General features: G+C 69.1%; 16 protein-coding genes. 8 read left to right on the top strand and 8 right to left on the bottom strand.

Annotation, left to right across the window (positions count from 1 at the left end):
- Window positions 1-95: 95 nt before the first annotated feature.
- The 5 genes from ACWC94_RS06560 to pknB all read left to right on the top strand — a co-directional run bounded on the left by ACWC94_RS06560 (window position 96) and on the right by pknB (window position 7,522).
- Window positions 96-1,649 (top strand): Stp1/IreP family PP2C-type Ser/Thr phosphatase, encoded by a 1,554-nt coding sequence (locus ACWC94_RS06560; protein ID WP_450795257.1) that lies wholly within the window; start codon window positions 96-98, stop codon window positions 1,647-1,649.
- Window positions 1,650-1,676: 27 nt separating this feature from the next.
- Entirely contained in the window at window positions 1,677-3,146 is a 1,470-nt protein-coding gene (locus ACWC94_RS06555) for an FtsW/RodA/SpoVE family cell cycle protein (protein ID WP_450795256.1), read from the top strand.
- A 121-nt stretch (window positions 3,147-3,267) separates the two neighbouring features.
- Window positions 3,268-3,612 (top strand): hypothetical protein, encoded by a 345-nt coding sequence (locus ACWC94_RS06550; RefSeq protein WP_450795255.1) that lies wholly within the window; start codon window positions 3,268-3,270, stop codon window positions 3,610-3,612.
- Window positions 3,613-3,859: 247 nt separating this feature from the next.
- Window positions 3,860-5,332 (top strand): peptidoglycan D,D-transpeptidase FtsI family protein, encoded by a 1,473-nt coding sequence (locus tag ACWC94_RS06545; protein WP_450795254.1) that lies wholly within the window; start codon window positions 3,860-3,862, stop codon window positions 5,330-5,332.
- A gap of 195 nt (window positions 5,333-5,527) precedes the next feature.
- On the top strand, window positions 5,528-7,522 hold the full coding sequence (gene pknB / locus ACWC94_RS06540; protein WP_450795253.1) for a Stk1 family PASTA domain-containing Ser/Thr kinase: 1,995 nt from the start codon (window positions 5,528-5,530) through the stop codon (window positions 7,520-7,522).
- Window positions 7,523-7,636: 114 nt separating this feature from the next.
- Here pknB and ACWC94_RS06535 read toward each other — a convergent pair whose 3' ends face one another.
- From ACWC94_RS06535 to ACWC94_RS06510, 6 genes are read right to left on the bottom strand one after another with little or no spacing between them, the layout of a single operon-like run.
- On the bottom strand, window positions 7,637-8,389 hold the full coding sequence (locus ACWC94_RS06535) for a class E sortase (protein ID WP_450795252.1): 753 nt from the start codon (window positions 8,387-8,389) through the stop codon (window positions 7,637-7,639).
- A 50-nt stretch (window positions 8,390-8,439) separates the two neighbouring features.
- Complete coding sequence (locus tag ACWC94_RS06530) at window positions 8,440-9,531, bottom strand: class E sortase (protein WP_450795251.1); 1,092 nt, start codon at window positions 9,529-9,531, stop codon at window positions 8,440-8,442.
- On the bottom strand, window positions 9,528-10,166 hold the full coding sequence (locus ACWC94_RS06525) for an aminodeoxychorismate/anthranilate synthase component II (RefSeq protein ID WP_450795250.1): 639 nt from the start codon (window positions 10,164-10,166) through the stop codon (window positions 9,528-9,530). The genes ACWC94_RS06530 and ACWC94_RS06525 overlap by 4 nt, the downstream gene beginning before the upstream one ends.
- Window positions 10,163-10,324, bottom strand: a complete 162-nt coding sequence (locus ACWC94_RS06520; RefSeq protein ID WP_208614037.1) for a hypothetical protein — start codon at window positions 10,322-10,324, stop codon at window positions 10,163-10,165. Before ACWC94_RS06520 ends, ACWC94_RS06525 begins: the two co-directional genes overlap by 4 nt.
- A 52-nt stretch (window positions 10,325-10,376) precedes the next feature.
- Window positions 10,377-11,075 carry a class E sortase gene (locus ACWC94_RS06515; RefSeq protein ID WP_450795249.1) on the bottom strand — a complete coding sequence of 233 codons (699 nt, stop codon included), beginning with the start codon at window positions 11,073-11,075 and terminating at the stop codon, window positions 10,377-10,379.
- 24 nt (window positions 11,076-11,099) lie between these two features.
- On the bottom strand, window positions 11,100-11,894 hold the full coding sequence (locus ACWC94_RS06510) for a DUF881 domain-containing protein (protein ID WP_450795248.1): 795 nt from the start codon (window positions 11,892-11,894) through the stop codon (window positions 11,100-11,102).
- Window positions 11,895-11,996: 102 nt separating this feature from the next.
- Here ACWC94_RS06510 and crgA point away from each other — a divergent pair, with 102 nt between their 5' ends.
- Window positions 11,997-12,251: a cell division protein CrgA gene (crgA, locus tag ACWC94_RS06505; RefSeq protein ID WP_450795247.1), complete on the top strand. Its 255-nt coding sequence runs from the start codon at window positions 11,997-11,999 to the stop codon at window positions 12,249-12,251.
- A gap of 257 nt (window positions 12,252-12,508) precedes the next feature.
- On the opposite strand, the gene ACWC94_RS06500 is transcribed toward crgA, so the two are convergent.
- Both ACWC94_RS06500 and ACWC94_RS06495 read right to left on the bottom strand, forming a co-directional pair.
- Window positions 12,509-13,396 carry a rhomboid family intramembrane serine protease gene (locus ACWC94_RS06500; protein ID WP_450795246.1) on the bottom strand — a complete coding sequence of 296 codons (888 nt, stop codon included), beginning with the start codon at window positions 13,394-13,396 and terminating at the stop codon, window positions 12,509-12,511.
- Between the two features lie 126 nt (window positions 13,397-13,522).
- Window positions 13,523-14,053: a peptidylprolyl isomerase gene (locus ACWC94_RS06495; protein ID WP_450795245.1), complete on the bottom strand. Its 531-nt coding sequence runs from the start codon at window positions 14,051-14,053 to the stop codon at window positions 13,523-13,525.
- 280 nt (window positions 14,054-14,333) lie between these two features.
- On the opposite strand from ACWC94_RS06495, the gene ACWC94_RS06490 reads away from it, so the two are divergent.
- Window positions 14,334-15,035 (top strand): DUF5324 family protein, encoded by a 702-nt coding sequence (locus tag ACWC94_RS06490; RefSeq protein ID WP_450795244.1) that lies wholly within the window; start codon window positions 14,334-14,336, stop codon window positions 15,033-15,035.
- Between the two features lie 222 nt (window positions 15,036-15,257).
- Window positions 15,258-15,866 carry a hypothetical protein gene (locus ACWC94_RS06485; protein ID WP_450795243.1) on the top strand — a complete coding sequence of 203 codons (609 nt, stop codon included), beginning with the start codon at window positions 15,258-15,260 and terminating at the stop codon, window positions 15,864-15,866.
- Window positions 15,867-15,924: the final 58 nt, after the last annotated feature.

Genomic DNA, 15,924 nt, shown 5'->3' with positions numbered 1-15,924 from the left:
GGCCGCACCCTGGTCTCCGGCGCGCTCCCGACCGGAGGGTGGGCAGTGTGGCTCGACACGACCGGCTGCATTCGGAGCCGACGGGCGAGGTGCGCATGAGTCTGTCACTGCGCTTTGCCGCCGGATCGCACGAAGGCATGATCCGCGGGCACAACGAGGACTCCGGTTACGCCGGTCCGCGGCTGCTCGCGATCGCCGACGGCATGGGCGGCCAGGCCGCCGGCGAGGTCGCCTCCTCCGAGGTGATCTCCACCCTGGTCACGCTCGACGACGACGTGCCGGGCTCCGACATCCTCACCTCCCTCGGCACGGCCGTGCAGCACGCCAACGACCAGCTGCGCGCCATGGTCGCGGAGGACCCCCAGCTCGAAGGCATGGGGACGACCCTGACCGCGCTGCTGTGGACCGGGCAGCGGCTCGGTCTGGTGCACGTCGGTGACTCGCGGGCCTATCTGCTGCGGGACGGCGTCCTCACCCAGATCACCCAGGACCACACCTGGGTGCAGCGGCTCGTCGACGAGGGCCGGATCACCGAGGAGGAGGCGACCACCCATCCGCAGCGGTCGCTCCTCATGCGTGCCGTCGGCAGCAGCGACCACGTCGAGCCCGACCTGTCGATCCGCGAGGTCCGGGCCGGCGACCGCTATCTGATCTGCTCCGACGGGCTGTCCACCGTCGTCTCCCACCAGACGATCGAGGAGACCCTCGCCAGCTACCAGGGTCCGCAGGAGACCGTGCAGGAGCTGATCCAGCTCGCGCTGCGCGGCGGCGGCCCCGACAACATCACCGTCATCGTCGCCGACGTCCTCGACCTGGACACCGGCGACACCATGGCCGGGCAGCTGTCCGACCAGCCGGTCGTGGTCGGTGCGGTCGCCGAGAACCAGCACCACCTGCACGACAACGGCATCATGCAGACCCCGGCCGGCCGCGCCTCCCACCTGGGCCGGCAGCACCACGGGCACGGCGGCGGCGAGTTCGGCCCGCCCGGCTCCGGCGACACCACCGGGTACGTCCCGGACGGCGGCTTCGGCGACTACGCCGACGGCGACTTCACCAAGCCGCGCGGCGGGCGCAGGTGGCTGAAGAGATCCCTCTACGGCGTCCTGGCCCTCGCCGTCATCGGTGGTGGCCTCTACGGCGGTTACCGCTGGACGCAGACGCAGTACTACGTCGGCGCCAAGGGCGAGCACGTGGCGCTGTACCGGGGGATCAGCCAGGACCTGGCCTGGGTGTCGCTGTCGAAGGTGGAGAAGGACCATCCGGAGATCGAACTCAAGTACCTGCCGCCCTACCAGCAGAAGCAGGTGAAGGCCACGATCACCGCGGGCGGTCTGCAGCAGGCCCAGGCGAAGATCGAGGCACTGTCCGTGCAGGCCTCCGCGTGCAGGAAGCACGCGGAGCGCCAGGCCGCCGAGTCCGAGCGGAACGCGAAGACGGGTCAGGGCGAGGCCGGAGGCACCACGGGAACCACCCGTACCGCCTTCACGTCCAAGGCATCACCGACGCCGCACCCGTCGACGGGTACGGCGTCCAAGACGCCCCAGGCATCGCCGACGAAGCCCCCGTCCACGTCCCCCACTCCGAATCCCGGCCCCAGCCTCTCCGAGGATGAGAAGAAGGTCGTCGATCAGTGCGGCAAGCAGTAGCCGAGCCGCGAGAGGCCCCATCACACGATGAGCAGTACGACTAACTCACCGACGCACCACACGTCCACGATCGGCGCCATCGGTGCGCCGAGCCGCCGCAACACCGAGCTGGCCCTGCTGGTCTTCGCCGTGGCCATCCCGGTGTTCGCCTACGCCAACGTGGGCCTGGCCATCAGCAGCAAGGTGCCCGCCGGGCTGCTGGAGTACGGCCTCGGCCTCGGCCTGCTGGCCGGCGTCGCCCATCTCGCCGTGCGCAAGTTCGCGCCGTACGCCGACCCGCTGCTGCTGCCGCTGGCGACCCTGCTCAACGGGCTCGGGCTCGTCGTGATCTGGCGGCTGGACCAGTCGAAGCTGCTGCAGTCGCTGAAGGGCTACGCCCCGGCGGCGCCCCGCCAGCTGCTGTACAGCGCCCTGGGCATTGCCCTGTTCGCCGCGGTGCTGATCTTCCTGAAGGACCACCGGGTCCTGCAGCGGTACACCTACATCTCGATGTTCTGCGCCCTGGTCCTGCTGATCCTGCCGCTGGTGCCGGGCCTCGGGGCCGACATCTACGGCGCCAAGATCTGGATCCGGGTTCCCGGTCTGGGCTCCCTCCAGCCCGGTGAGTTCGCCAAGATCGTCCTCGCGGTCTTCTTCGCCGGCTACCTGATGGTCAAGCGCGACGCGCTGGCCCTCGCCAGCCGCCGCTTCATGGGCCTGTACCTGCCGCGAGGCCGCGACCTCGGCCCGATCCTGGTCGTCTGGGCGATCTCGATCCTCATCCTGGTCTTCGAGACCGACCTCGGCACCTCGCTGCTGTTCTTCGGCATGTTCGTGATCATGCTGTACGTCGCCACCGAGCGGACCAGCTGGATCGTCTTCGGTCTGCTGATGTCCGCGGTCGGCGCGGTCGGCGTGGCGAGCTTCGAGTCGCACATCAAGACGCGTGTGCAGGCCTGGCTCGACCCGATGCGCGAGTACCAGCTCAGCCGCCAGATCACCCACGACGGCTTCATCCACTCCGACCAGCTGCAGCAGTCCCTGTGGGCGTTCGGCTCCGGCGGCACCCTGGGTACCGGCTGGGGCCAGGGCCACTCGGACCTGATCAAGTTCGCCGCGAACTCCGACTTCGTCTTCGCGACCTTCGGTGAGGAACTGGGCCTGGCGGGCATCATGGCGATGCTGCTGATCTACGGCCTGATCGTGGAGCGCGGTCTGCGCACCGCCCTCGCCGCCCGCGACCCGTTCGGCAAGCTGCTCGCGGTCGGCCTGTCCGGCGCCTTCGCCCTGCAGGTGTTCGTCGTGGCCGGTGGTGTGATGGGCCTCATCCCGCTGACCGGTATGACGATGCCGTTCGTCGCCTACGGCGGTTCCTCCGTGCTGGCCAACTGGGCGCTGATCGGAATCCTGATCCGGATCAGCGACACGGCCCGCCGCCCGGCGCCCACCCCCGCGACGAACCCCGACGCCGAGATGACCCAGGTGGTCCGCCCCGGCGGCGCCGGTCCCGTCGAGTGATCCTGATCACCCCCATCAAGATCGTTGTGCTGCGGGTCACCCACTAGAGTGACGGTCGACCATCCCCGTCCCGTGATCACGGGACGAGACGACCGACACATTGGGGGATCTCATGCTTCGCATGGGTACGCGCGGCAAGCGCGTCGCGGTGGGCGCAGCCGCCGCGCTCGGCGCCGCGCTGTTCACGGTGACCAGCGCCACGAGCGCGCAGGCCGCCGGGGCGTACGGGGGCAGCTGGAACACGGACAACGTCAAGATCCGCAAGGGACCGAGCACGGACATGCCGGTCGTGGACCACGCCTACAAGGGCGACGGCGCCTTCGTGAAGTGCTGGGTCCGCGGTGAGGGCGTCTACGGCGACAACATCTGGTGGTACGTGAAGGACAACAGCTCCAGCGCGAACGTCTGGGGCTACACGTCCGACTACTACTTCAACGTGGCCAGCGGCAACCCGCCGAAGTGCTGAACGGCCCCTCGGCGCGTTCCTGACGGACGGCTTCCGGGACCGGCACCTGCCGGAACCGGAAGCCGTCCGTCGTTTCCGGAACCCGTCACGCCGCCGGTGCGTCTCCTGATCAGTCGATGGGGAAGGGCCGCCCGGGACACACAGCCGCTGCCTCTAAACTGTGGGCGGCCAAGGATGAGCGCCAGGACCATCGGCACCGAGAGACTGAAGCAACAGGCGCACCTGTTAGCTTGTGGAAAGGCCGGATGTGAACAAGCCACTGCGCCGAATCGCGATCTTCTGCGGACTCCTCGTCCTGGCGTTGTTGATCCGCGACAACTGGCTTCAGTACGTCCAGGCCGACAAACTGCGCGCCGACCCGGACAACCGCCGCGTGAACATCGAGCGATACGCCCATCAGCGGGGCGACATCATCGTCGACGGCGACCCCATAACCGGCTCGGTCGAGACCAAGCACGGCGACTTCAAGTACAAGCGCACCTACAAGGACGGGCCCATGTGGGCCCCGGTCACCGGTTACTCCTCGCAGGCCTTCCAAAGCAGCTTCCTCGAGGGCGTCGAGGACGGCATCCTCACCGGCAACGACGACCGGCTCTTCTTCCGCAAGACGCTGGACATGGTCACCGGCAAGCAGCAGCAGGGCGGCAACGTCGTCACCACGCTGAACGCGGCCGCGCAGAAGGCGGCGTTCGACGGGCTGTCCCGGCAGGGCGGCAAGGGCGCGGTCGTCGCCCTGGAGCCCTCCACCGGCAAGATCCTGGCGCTGGCCTCCTACCCGTCGTACGACCCCTCGTCCTTCGCGGGCTACTCGGACAGCGACGCCAAGGCCTGGAACAAGCTCCAGAAGAAGAACAACCCGGCCGACCCGATGCTGAACCGGGCGCTGCGCGAGACCTACCCGCCGGGCTCCACCTTCAAGGTGGTCACCGCGGCGGCGGCGCTGGAGAACGGGCTGTACAAGTCGGACACCGAGCAGACGAACTCGCCGCTGCCGTGGATCATGCCGGGCACCACCACCCCGCTGAAGAACGAGGGCAACATCCCCTGCAGGAACGCCTCGCTGAAGGAGGCGCTGCGCTGGTCCTGCAACTCGGTCTTCGGCAAGATCGGCTCCGACCTCGGCAACGACAAGATGCTGGAGGAGGCGAAGAAGTTCGGCTTCGACTCCGAGCAGTTCATCCCGGTCCGCGCCTACGCGTCGACGTTCTCCGACAACATGAACCAGTCGCAGACCGCGCTGTCCTCCATCGGCCAGTACAACACCGCCGCGACCCCGCTGCAGATGGCCATGGTCGCCTCGGCGGTCGCCAACGACGGCAAGCTGATGAAGCCGTACATGGTCGACTCGCTGCAGTCCAACCTCGAACCGGTCGAGAAGACCGAGCCGAAGGAGATGAGCCGGCCGCTGTCGCCGGCCAACGCGCAGATCCTGCAGGACATGATGGAGACGGTCGTCAAGCAGGGCACCGGTACGAGGGCGCAGATCCCGAACGTCACCGTGGGCGGCAAGACCGGTACCGCGCAGCACGGTGTGGCGAACAGCGCCAACCCGTACGCGTGGTTCATCTCCTACGCCAAGCTGCCCGACGGCAGCTCGCCGGTCGCCGTGGCCGTGGTCGTCGAGGACGAGAGCGCCAACCGCGACGACATCTCCGGTGGCGGTCTGGCGGCCCCGATCGCGAAGAACGTCATGCAGGCGGTCATCAACTCCAAGAAGTGACGCCGCCTGCCCCAGGGAGTGACACCCGTCACGTCTCCTTCACATCGCCGCACGTTGTGATACCGGTCCTGTATCGGGTTGCGGGCTTGGCCAGGTCACACAAAGCGAGCCGGGTACGGTAGGCCCGGACGGCAGCCTCCGGCCGCACACGACACGTGGGCGGCCGAGACCGACGGAGAGGGCTGGTAGGGAACTATGGAAGAGCCGCGTCGCCTCGGCGGCCGGTACGAGCTGGGCCAGGTGCTCGGCCGTGGTGGCATGGCGGAGGTCTACCTCGCGCATGACACCCGGCTCGGCCGCACCGTGGCGGTGAAGACGCTGCGCGCGGACCTCGCGCGTGATCCGTCCTTCCAGGCCCGGTTCCGCCGGGAGGCCCAGTCGGCCGCCTCGCTCAACCATCCCGCGATCGTCGCGGTCTACGACACGGGCGAGGACTACATCGACGGGGTCTCGATCCCGTACATCGTCATGGAGTACGTAGACGGCTCCACGCTCCGCGAGCTGCTCCACTCCGGCCGCAAGCTCCTGCCCGAGCGCGCGATGGAAATGACCATCGGCATCCTCCAGGGCCTGGAGTACGCCCACCGCAACGGCATCGTCCACCGCGACATCAAGCCGGCCAACGTCATGCTGACCCGCAACGGCCAGGTCAAGGTGATGGACTTCGGCATCGCCCGCGCCATGGGCGACGCCGGCATGACCATGACCCAGACGGCGGCGGTCATCGGTACGGCCCAGTACCTGTCGCCGGAGCAGGCGAAGGGCGAGCAGGTCGACGCGAGGTCGGACCTGTACTCGACCGGCTGCCTGCTCTACGAGCTGCTGACGGTACGGCCCCCCTTCGTGGGCGACTCCCCGGTGGCGGTGGCCTACCAGCACGTGCGGGAAGAGCCCCAGCCCCCGTCGGTCTTCGACCCCGAGATCACCCCCGAGATGGACGCCATCGTCCTGAAGGCGCTGGTCAAGGACCCGAACTACCGCTATCAGTCGGCCGACGAGATGCGCGCCGACATCGAGGCCTGCCTGGACGGCCAGCCGGTCGCGGCGACGGCCGCGCTGGGCGCGGTGGGCTACGGCGGCTACCCCGACGACCAGCCGACGACGGCCCTGCGCTCCGACGCCGGCGCGGGCGCCACGAGCATGCTCCCGCCGATGAATCCGGACGACGGCGGCTACGGCTACGACGACGGCTCCGGCCGCCGTGGCCGGCAGCAGAAGAAGTCCCACACCTCCACGGTCCTCCTGGTGGTCGCGGGCATCCTCGTCCTGATCGGCGCGATCCTGATCGGGAAGTGGGTGGCCACCGGCCACAACAACGGGGACGGCAAGGTGCCGGTACCGAACTTCGTCGGTGTGTCCGCGGCCACGGCCGGCAAGATGGCCGAGAACGTCGACCTGAAGGTCGACACGTCCGACAAGAAGCCCTGCAGCAACCAGCCCAAGGGCAACGTCTGCTCGCAGACCCCCGACAAGGGCACCAAGGTCGCCAAGGGCACCACCATCAACCTGGTGATCTCGACGGGCGCCCCCAAGGTCCTCGTGCCGGACGTCCGCGGCGCCTCGTTCTCCGACGCTGAGTCCCAGCTGAAGGAGAAGGGGTTCAACGTCGTGAAGCAGACCCAGGAGTCGGACCGGACGCCCGACGTGGTCATCGAACAGGACCCGAAGGGCGGCACCAGCAAGCAGAAGGGCACCACGATCACCCTCACGGTCGCCAAGCCCGTGGAGAAGGTCACCATCCCCCCCGACCTCGTCGGCAAGTCCTGCGACGACGCGAAGACCGAGCTGCAGAACCTGGGCCTGTCCGCCAACTGCACCGACACCCCCACCCCCAACCAGGGCGACGACGGCAAGGTCCTTTCGACCAGCCCGCAGGCGAACCAGCAGGTGCCCAAGAACTCGGCGGTCACCCTCAACGTCGGCAAGTTCCAGGGCGGCCAGCAGACACAGGGCCAGGTGCCGAACGTCACGGGGAAGACCCTGAAGGAGGCCACGCAGATCCTCCAGCAGAGCGGCTACACGAACATCCAGGTCAACGGACCGAACGACGACAAGGCCCGGGTCCTCCAGCAGAACCCGCCGGCGGGAACCCAGGCCGATCCGAGCAACACCCAGATCGTCCTGAACACCTTCGACTTCGGCGGCGGCGGGAACGACAACGGCGGCATCCTCGGCGGCCCCAACGGCTGACCGGCACCGCGCTCCGCTGTCACGACGGCCCCGGGATTCTTGGGAATCCCGGGGCCGTCGTCGGCTCCGTACCATGCCCGTGCGAAGTCCGGGTCATGGGATCGCCGCACCGCGCTAACGCAGTTCCTTCGGCAACGTCCGCTTGCCGTCCACCTTCTCCACCCGGACCAGCTCCCCCCACACCACGTACCGGTACTCCGAGGTGTACACCGGCGTGCACGTCGTCAGGGTGATGTAGTGGCCCGGTTTCCTCTTGCCGGACTCCTTCGGGACCGGGGAGAGGACCTTGACGTTGTACTTCGAGGTCTCCGACAGGACCGAGTAGACCTTGTAGACGTACCAGTCGTCCCGCGTCTCGAAGACGATCGGGTCGCCCTTCTCGATCTTGTCGATGTTGTGGAACTTCGCGCCGTGGCCGTCGCGGTGGGCGGCGAGGGCGAAGTTGCCGGTCTTGCCGGTCATGGGGAGGGTCGCCTTGACCGGGTCCGTGTAGTAGCCGGCCACGCCGTCGTTGAGGACGTCTGTGCCCGTGCCCTTCTCGACCAGGACCTCGCCGTTGTGCATCGACGGCACGTGCAGGAAGCCGATGCCGTCCTTGGTGTCCAGCGCACCCGGAGTGGAGTCCGTCGCGTGGGCCCAGTGGTCGCGGACCTGGTCGGCCCGCTTGTCCGCCTTGCGATCCGCTATCACGTTCGTCCACCACAGGGAGTAGACGACGAACAGGGCCAGCAACAGGCCTGCTGTGATGAGGAGTTCACCGAGGACGCTGACCGCCGTGGCGAAACGGCCGGGACGCCGGCCGCGCGGGGCGGGATTCGGATCGGACGCGTCCGTGTGTTCTTCGGTGTCGTCGGCGGTCGCTGCCACAGTGTTCTTGCCCTTACTCGCTTCGGCCCTACGATGCCCTGCTCGATGCCCTACTCGATGAGCGCGTCCGGCTTGCCCTTGCTGCGCGGGCGTTCCTCGACCATCTTGCCCCAGACGATCAGCCGGTACTTGCTCGTGAACTCCGGCGTGCAGGTGGTGAGGGTGATGTAGCGGCCCGGTTCGGTGAAACCCGAACCCCTGGGAACGGGGTTCAGCACGCTGGTGTTGGACGGCGCCGTCACCGGCAGCATCGAGGTCACCTTGTACACGAAGTACGTGTCCTGTGTCTCGACCACGACCGCGTCGCCGGCCTGGAGCTTGTTGATGTACCGGAACGGCTCACCGTGCGTGTTGCGGTGGGCCGCGAGTCCGAAGTTGCCGGTCTTGTCACCGGGCATCGCCGTCTTCAGCGGGGGCTCGCCGTAGTGCCCCACCATCCCCTTGTCGAGGACCTTCCGGTTGCTGACGCCCTCGGCTATCGGCGCGACCACGTCCAGCTTGGGGATGTGCAGGATGGCGAATCCCTGCCCGGGCGCGAAGACACCCGGACTGCGCTTGCCGCTGGCCCAGTCGTCCTGGAGCTGGTGCGTCTCGCTGCCCGCCTGCGCGTGGGCGCGGACATTGGTCCACCACAGCTGGTAGGTGACGAACAGCAGCATCAGCACGCCGGTGGTGATGAACACCTCGCCGATCGCCCGGCTCACGACGACGGCCGGGCCCGGCTTGCGCAGCCGTGCCTGCCGCCGCGCCTCCACCCGGGACAGCGGTCTGCCGGACTTCGGGGTCTCGGCGGGCGCGGCCTCCCGGCCGCCGCCATGGCGCCCACCACGCCGCTTGGCGGCCCTTCTGCGGGCCGCTCGCCCGCCCACCGCGGTTCCGGTGGCGGAGGAGCCGGCAAGGGCCGCAGAGGCGCGTATGGACCCGGTCTCCGGAGCCGGCGGCGGATCGGTGATCCGCAGCGCCATCGTCTCGTCGTCCAGGGGCGGCCGGTAAGGCTGCTCCTGCGGCTCCTCCTGCCGTTCCCCGTACGACCCCTGGTACGCCGCGCCCGCCGCGTCCCAGTCCCCAAGCGCACCGGAAGCCTCGTACGACTGATCCCCGTACGAGGCATCGGTCTCCCGCTCCGGGCGCAGTGCGGTCACGCCGTGGCCCTGCCCACCACCGGGGCCAGCCCCGTCGACCTCGCCACGGCACCCTGGTCGCCGCATTCCACCAGCCAGTTGGCCAGCATCCGGTGACCGTGTTCGGTCAGCACCGACTCGGGATGGAACTGCACGCCCTCGACCGGGAGTTCCCGGTGCCGCAGGCCCATGATGATGCCGTCGTGCGTGCGGGCGGTCACCTCCAGCTCGGCCGGGACCGTCGCCGGCTCGGCGGCCAGGGAGTGGTAGCGGGTCGCGGTGAAGGGGGAGGGCAGGCCCGCGAAGACGCCCTTGCCCTCGTGCTCCACCGGCGAGGTCTTGCCGTGCAGCAGCTCGGGCGCCCGGTCCACCACACCGCCGTAGGCCACCTGCATCGACTGCATGCCCAGGCACACCCCGAAGACCGGCACCCCGGTCGAGGCGCAGTGGCGGACCATGTCCACACACACCCCCGCCTCCTCGGGCGTCCCCGGTCCGGGCGAGAGCAGCACCCCGTCGAAGCCGTCCTGGGCGTGCGCCGTCGACACCTCGTCGTTGCGCAGCACCTCGCACTCGGCACCCAGCTGGTACAGGTACTGCACGAGGTTGAAGACGAAGCTGTCGTAGTTGTCGACGACGAGAATCCGCGCGCTCACTGGTTGTCCACCGTCACATCGTTGAAGGGCAGGAGCGGTTCGGCCCACGGGAAGACGTACTGGAAGAGGATGTAGATCACGGCCAGGACCAGTACGAGTGAGATCAGCGCCCTCACCCACACGTTCCCCGGCAGATGCCGCCAGATCCAGCCGTACATGCCGTTCCTTCCATCTCCCCACGGCACCGGACTCACGCCGTACGCCACCAGACTAACGGCGCAGCGCCCTCGGTTCGCCTGCCTCCACGGACTGTGTGGAGTCAAGGTGCGCCCAGACGATCAGCCGGTGACTGTGCCCCCATTCGGGATCGCACGTGGTCAGTGTCAGATAGCGGCCCGGACGCGTGTACCCGGACGTACGTGGCACAGGGTCGATCACCTCAACGTCCGTCGGCACGGTTTTGTAGGGGCCTTTGTCGATCCGATACGTGAACCAGGTCGTCCCGTCCGTGAGGACGACGGCGTCCCCGGGCCGCAGCTTCGGGAAGTCCAGGAACGGGTCGCCGTACGTCCGCCGGTGACCGGCCACCGCGAAGTTGCCCTCCTGGCCGAGCGGCGCGGTGCCCGTGTAGTGGGCGAGGCCCTTCGCCAGCACGTCCCGGCCGGTGCCCTCCAGGACCGGCTTGTTCCACGTGAAACCGAGCCGCGGGATGTACATGATCGCGAAGGGCTTGCCGTAGCGGTACGGCGCCGGCTTCGCCCCGGAGACCGTCCGCCTGCCCGTCCTCCCGCCCGGGGCGGCCGTCGGCACGGTCTCCTTCGACCACTGCCGGTGCAGCTGGTCCACCTGGTCGTTCATGGCGCCCTCGGCCCGCACACCGGTCCAGAACAGCAGGTAGGCGACGAAGAGCACGATCAGGGCGCCGACGGTGATGCACAGCTCGCTGACGGTCCGGACGATCACGCGCACCGGCGGCTCCTGACAGGGGACCTGCTACTCCACTGGCTTCGCGTAGTGCAGATCCACTGTGCCCGAGTACCCCGGAAGAGTCACCGTCCCGTCGTCGGTGACTTTCCAGCCGAGGCCGTAGACGTTGACGTACACCATGTAGGTCTGGATCGCCTTGCTCGCCGCGAGCGCCTGCTGCAGCCTGTCCGGATCCCCGACCGCCGTGATCTTGTACGGCGGGGAGTAGACGCGGCCCTGGAGGATCAGCGTGTTGCCGACGCAGCGCACCGCGCTGGTGGAGATCAGCCGCTGGTCCATGACCTTGATCCCCTGGGCGCCGCCCTGCCAGAGCGCGTTCACCACGGCCTGCAGGTCCTGCTGGTGGATGACCAGGTAGTCGGGCTGCGGCTCGGGATAGCCGGGGAGCTTGGCCGTGGCGTTGGGCGGGGCGTCGTTGAGGGTGACGGTGACGGCCCGGCCGGTGAGTTTCTGGGTGCCGGTGCTCTTCTCCAGCCCGCTGAGCCTGCGGTCCTGCGCCCTGGTGCTGCCGTCGTCGCTCTCGGCGAGGGATTCCACGCTCCCGCGCAGGGCCGCGTTGGACTCGTCCAGGTCCTTGTTCTTACGGCTGCGCTGCTGGATCAGGTCCGACAGCTTCAGCAAGGAGCCGTCCTGCCGGATGTCCGTGCCCTTGGCCGTGTTGAAGCTGGTGAAGAAGATGAGCCCGGCCAGCGCGAACACAGCCGCGGTGAGGACGCGCACCGGCCGTACGCGCAGCCCGCGGCCGGGACCGGGGCCGGAACCCGTTGATCCCGTCCCGGGGGAGTCGGCAGAATTGCTCAACGTACCCTTATCTCTTTCGGCGCCACGGAAGCACTACGCTAACGGACGCGCCCGACCCAGTTCCCTGCGCGGCCACGCAGCGCATCGACAGGAGAGACCCTCGTGCCGAAGTCACGTATCCGCAAGAAGGCCGACTACACGCCGCCGCCGGCGAAGCAGGCGCAGGCGATCAAGCTGAACAGCCACGCCTGGGTCGCCCCTGTCATGCTGGCCATGTTCGTCATCGGCCTGGCCTGGATCGTCGTCTTCTACGTGACCGACGGCTCGTTGCCCATCGACTCGTGGGACAACTGGAACATCGTGGTCGGCTTCGGCTTCATCGCCGCCGGTTTCGGCGTCTCCACGCAGTGGAAGTAGCCGTCGTCAGCACTGCCGTGGCACCTCTGCCCAGGGCTCTCCACTGAGTTATCCACAGGTTTTCCACTTGGGGAAAAAGAAAGACCATCTGTGGATAACCCATCGGGCGTTGACGCCGGTGTGACTGGCCCAGTGTTCCCTATACATCTGTTCGCCCCCTGCCTGACCTGCGGAAACACATCCGAGCGACAGGGGGCGCAGCTGTGTCCGCACTCCGTGCACAAGATTCGCCACGCCCTGTGGACAACGGTTCGGTATCAGGTGAGCTGTGCGGTCCTGACCAGCGCGAGAACCACCACGGCGGCGAGTACGACGGCACAGGTGCCGTACTGGACCAGCGTCCGCCTCTCGCGCGGCGCGTGCACCATGGCGTATCCGGTGACGACACCGGCGACCAGGCCGCCGATGTGAGCCTGCCAGGCGATGTTCGCCCAGGTGAAGGTGATGATCAGGTTGATCACCAGCAGGGCGACGAGCGGGCGCAGGTCGTAGTTGAGCCGGCGCATCAGCACGCCGGTCGCGCCGAACAGGCCGAAGATCGCTCCCGAGGCGCCGAGGGAGGGCTGGTTGGGTGCGGCGATCAGATAGGTGAGGGCGCTGCCGGCGAGGCCCGAGACGAGGTAGAGGGTGAGGTAGCGGGCGCGGCCGAGGGCCGCTTCCAGGGGGCCGCCGATCCACCACAGGCTGAGCATGTTGAAGAGGATGTGGGCGTAGCCGCCGTGCAGGAACATCGCGGTCAGCAGGCGGTAGTACTGGCCCTCGGCGATGCCCTGGACCCCGGGGAGCAGGGGGGTGTAGGCCTGTCCGATCAGTTCGAACCGGTTGGTGAAGCGGTCGCCGAGGGCGATCTGCGCCAGGAAGACCGCGAGGTTGACGCCGATCAGGATCTTGGTGAGCAGTCGCGGGTCGGCCGTGAGCGTGCCGCCGGCGATCGTGCGCGGCTGGGCGGCGGTCGAGGGGTGTCCGGTGCCGCTGCCGCCGCGCACGCACTCGGGGCACTGGAAGCCGACCGAGGCGCTGATCATGCACTCGGGGCAGATGGGGCGCTCGCAGCGGGTGCAGCGCACGCCGGTCTCGCGGTCCGGGTGGCGGTAGCACCCGGGCGCGTGGTGGGCGCTCTGCGCGCGGGCTGCGGCCTCGTCCATCTGTTCCGTTCCCCTTGCTCGTCGTGGGACTGCCCCCGGCAATGCCCCGCCCCGCTCATCCTTGGTACGGACGAGCGGGGCGATTGGTTCCCTGCGGGATGTACCGGCCGGGGTGCGGTGGGGCGCTCAGCCCTCGCGCTTCTCGACGACGACCGACTCGATGACGACGTCGTTGACCGGACGGTCGTTGCGGCCGGTGGGGACGGCGACGATGGCGTCGACGACCTTCTGGCTGGCCGGGTCGGTGACCTCGCCGAAGATGGTGTGCTTGCGGTTCAGCCACGTCGTCGGGGCGACGGTGATGAAGAACTGCGAGCCGTTGGTGCCCGGGCCGGCGTTGGCCATGGCGAGCAGGTACGGCTTGTTGAAGGACAGGTCGGGGTGGAACTCGTCCCCGAACTTGTAGCCGGGGCCGCCGATGCCGGTGCCCAGCGGGTCGCCGCCCTGGATCATGAAGCCGCTGATGACACGGTGGAAGATCGTGCCGTTGTAGAGCGGCGTCTTGCTCTTCTCACCCGTGCCGGGGTGCGTCCACTCGCGCTCGCCCTGAGCCAGCTCGACGAAGTTCTTGACCGTCTCGGGCGCGTGGTTCGGGAAAAGCTGGACCACGATGTCGCCGTGGTTGGTCTTCAGGGTGGCGTAAAGCTGCTCGGCCACGATCTGCCTTCCGTTGTCTTCCTGTGACTCCCCGATCCTCGCACGGCCGGGCCCGTACGTCGTCCTGCGGCCACGGGTTCCGCCCGCAGGGCAGCGCTGGGCGGTGTTTCGTGGCAGGGTCGAGGCAGGCCCGTGTTGCCCGGGTATCGCCCGGATCGAGCCGATGGGAGCGATCGGCACCCATATGCCCGCCCTCGCATGCCGCGCTGACCGCGGACAGGCATGATCCGTAAAAGGGTGGAAAGTCGAAATACCGTACGCCACCGAGGAGGAGGAACCCGTGACCCGCATCGACAGCGTGCGCGCCGCGACCGGCTCGGCAAAGGACAGCGTGCTGCACGCCGCGGAAGTGGTGGCGCCCTACGCCGACACGGCCAAGGAGCGTGCCGCGCTCTACGCGCACGAGGCACGCGTACGGCTGGCGCCCGTGGTATCGCAGGCCGCCGAACAGGCCCGCGAGCAGTACGACGCCCGGCTCGCCCCGCGTCTGGAACAAGCCCGTACACATGTGCCGCCCAAGGTGGACCTGGCGGCGCACGAGGCCGCCGTGCGCGCCCGGAAGGCGGCCCGGCAGGCCGCCGAGTACTCGCGTCCGAGGATCGAGCAGGCCGTGGCCGCGACCGGTCCGGTCCGCGACGAGGCCGCCGCGCGCGGTGCCGCCGCCCTGGCCGCGCTGCGTGGCCAGGTCACGGCGGAGGACATCCACAAGCTGGCCCGCAGGAAAGAGCGCCGGTCCAGGGCCGGCCGGGTGGCGAAGGTGCTGGCGCTGCTGACCGCGGTGGCCGGTGGTGCCTTCGCGGCCTGGAAGTGGTGGGACAGGCAGGCCAACCCCGACTGGCTGGTGGAACCGCCCGCCGCGACCGAGGTGCCCGAGTCGGGCGGCCGGCTCAGCTCGGTGGACGGCAGCGGTGCCTCCGGACTGGATCCCGAGGTGCAGGCGAAGCAGGCGGAGGAGGATGCCGCGGACCGGGACGACCAGTAGCGGTCCGGTCCGCTTCGTACGGGCTGCTCAGCAGCGGTCCTGGGCCCCTCCGGTCACTTCACGGTGACCGGAGGGGCCCCGTGGGGTGTGGGTGCGCCGGTCACGGCGTTCGCCGCCCGGGCGGGCCCGGGGCGAAGACCGGGCGGGGCCCGGGCGTGGGGTTCCCCGCGGGGGTACGGCACCGGTTCGCTGGAGGGGGACGGCGATACGGGGGTGCGGGCGATGGACGTCAATGACGCGGGTGCGCCGCTCGTGGCGGTCGTCGGGGTGGTCGGGACCCTGCTGTCGGCGCTGCTCACCCAGCACGCGGCCGAGCGCAGCCGGCAGCGTGAGCGGGAGCGCAGCGAGCGGGTGCGGGCACGGGCGCGGGAGGCCGAGGAGCGGCGTACCTGTTACGTCGCCCTCAACACCGCCTCCCGGCAGTACCTGGCCGCCCTCACCGACCAGCTGCACGCCCTGAGCCGCACGGAGGATCCGCGCGCGGTACGGCAGCGCCTCACCGAGGCCCGGGATCTGCACCGGGACGTGTACGCGGAGGCCCAGATGCGGCTGCCCGACCCGGTACTCGCCCTGGCCGGCGAGGTCACCCACGCGCTCGGCACCCTCTACGGCCGGCTCCGGCGCCTGGACGACGGTGTTCCCCGCCCGGGGGACTCGCTCGACGCCGCCCAGGAGGAGATCGACGCCCTGTGGGACCGGCTGCGGGCGTTGCGGCGCGGGATGCGTGCGGACCTGGGGGCTTCGGGGGTGTTCCGGCCGAGCCTGTCCGGCCCCGGTCCACGGGGCCACCGGACCGGTCCGGGTGTGTCCCGGGCGGATTCCGGGTGTTGATCGGGCGAGAGCCGGAAAAGCTCGGCGATCGGGCCTCGTTGTGACCCACATCTCGTCA

It is taken from the genome of Streptomyces sp. NPDC001135 (assembly GCF_053598395.1).
This window is presented reverse-complemented; position numbering and strand designations above follow the sequence as displayed.

Excerpts from the sequence above, each read along its gene's own strand:
- ACWC94_RS06560 (WP_450795257.1), top strand. The coding sequence starts at position 96 with ATGAGTCTGTCACTGCGCTTTGCCGCCGGATCGCACGAAGGCATGATC.
- ACWC94_RS06555 (WP_450795256.1), top strand. The coding sequence starts at position 1,677 with ATGAGCAGTACGACTAACTCACCGACGCACCACACGTCCACGATCGGC.
- ACWC94_RS06550 (WP_450795255.1), top strand. The coding sequence starts at position 3,268 with ATGGGTACGCGCGGCAAGCGCGTCGCGGTGGGCGCAGCCGCCGCGCTC.
- pknB (WP_450795253.1), top strand. The coding sequence starts at position 5,528 with ATGGAAGAGCCGCGTCGCCTCGGCGGCCGGTACGAGCTGGGCCAGGTG.
- ACWC94_RS06520 (WP_208614037.1), bottom strand. The coding sequence starts at position 10,324 with ATGTACGGCTGGATCTGGCGGCATCTGCCGGGGAACGTGTGGGTGAGG.
- ACWC94_RS06500 (WP_450795246.1), bottom strand. The coding sequence starts at position 13,396 with ATGGACGAGGCCGCAGCCCGCGCGCAGAGCGCCCACCACGCGCCCGGG.
- ACWC94_RS06485 (WP_450795243.1), top strand. The coding sequence starts at position 15,258 with ATGGACGTCAATGACGCGGGTGCGCCGCTCGTGGCGGTCGTCGGGGTG.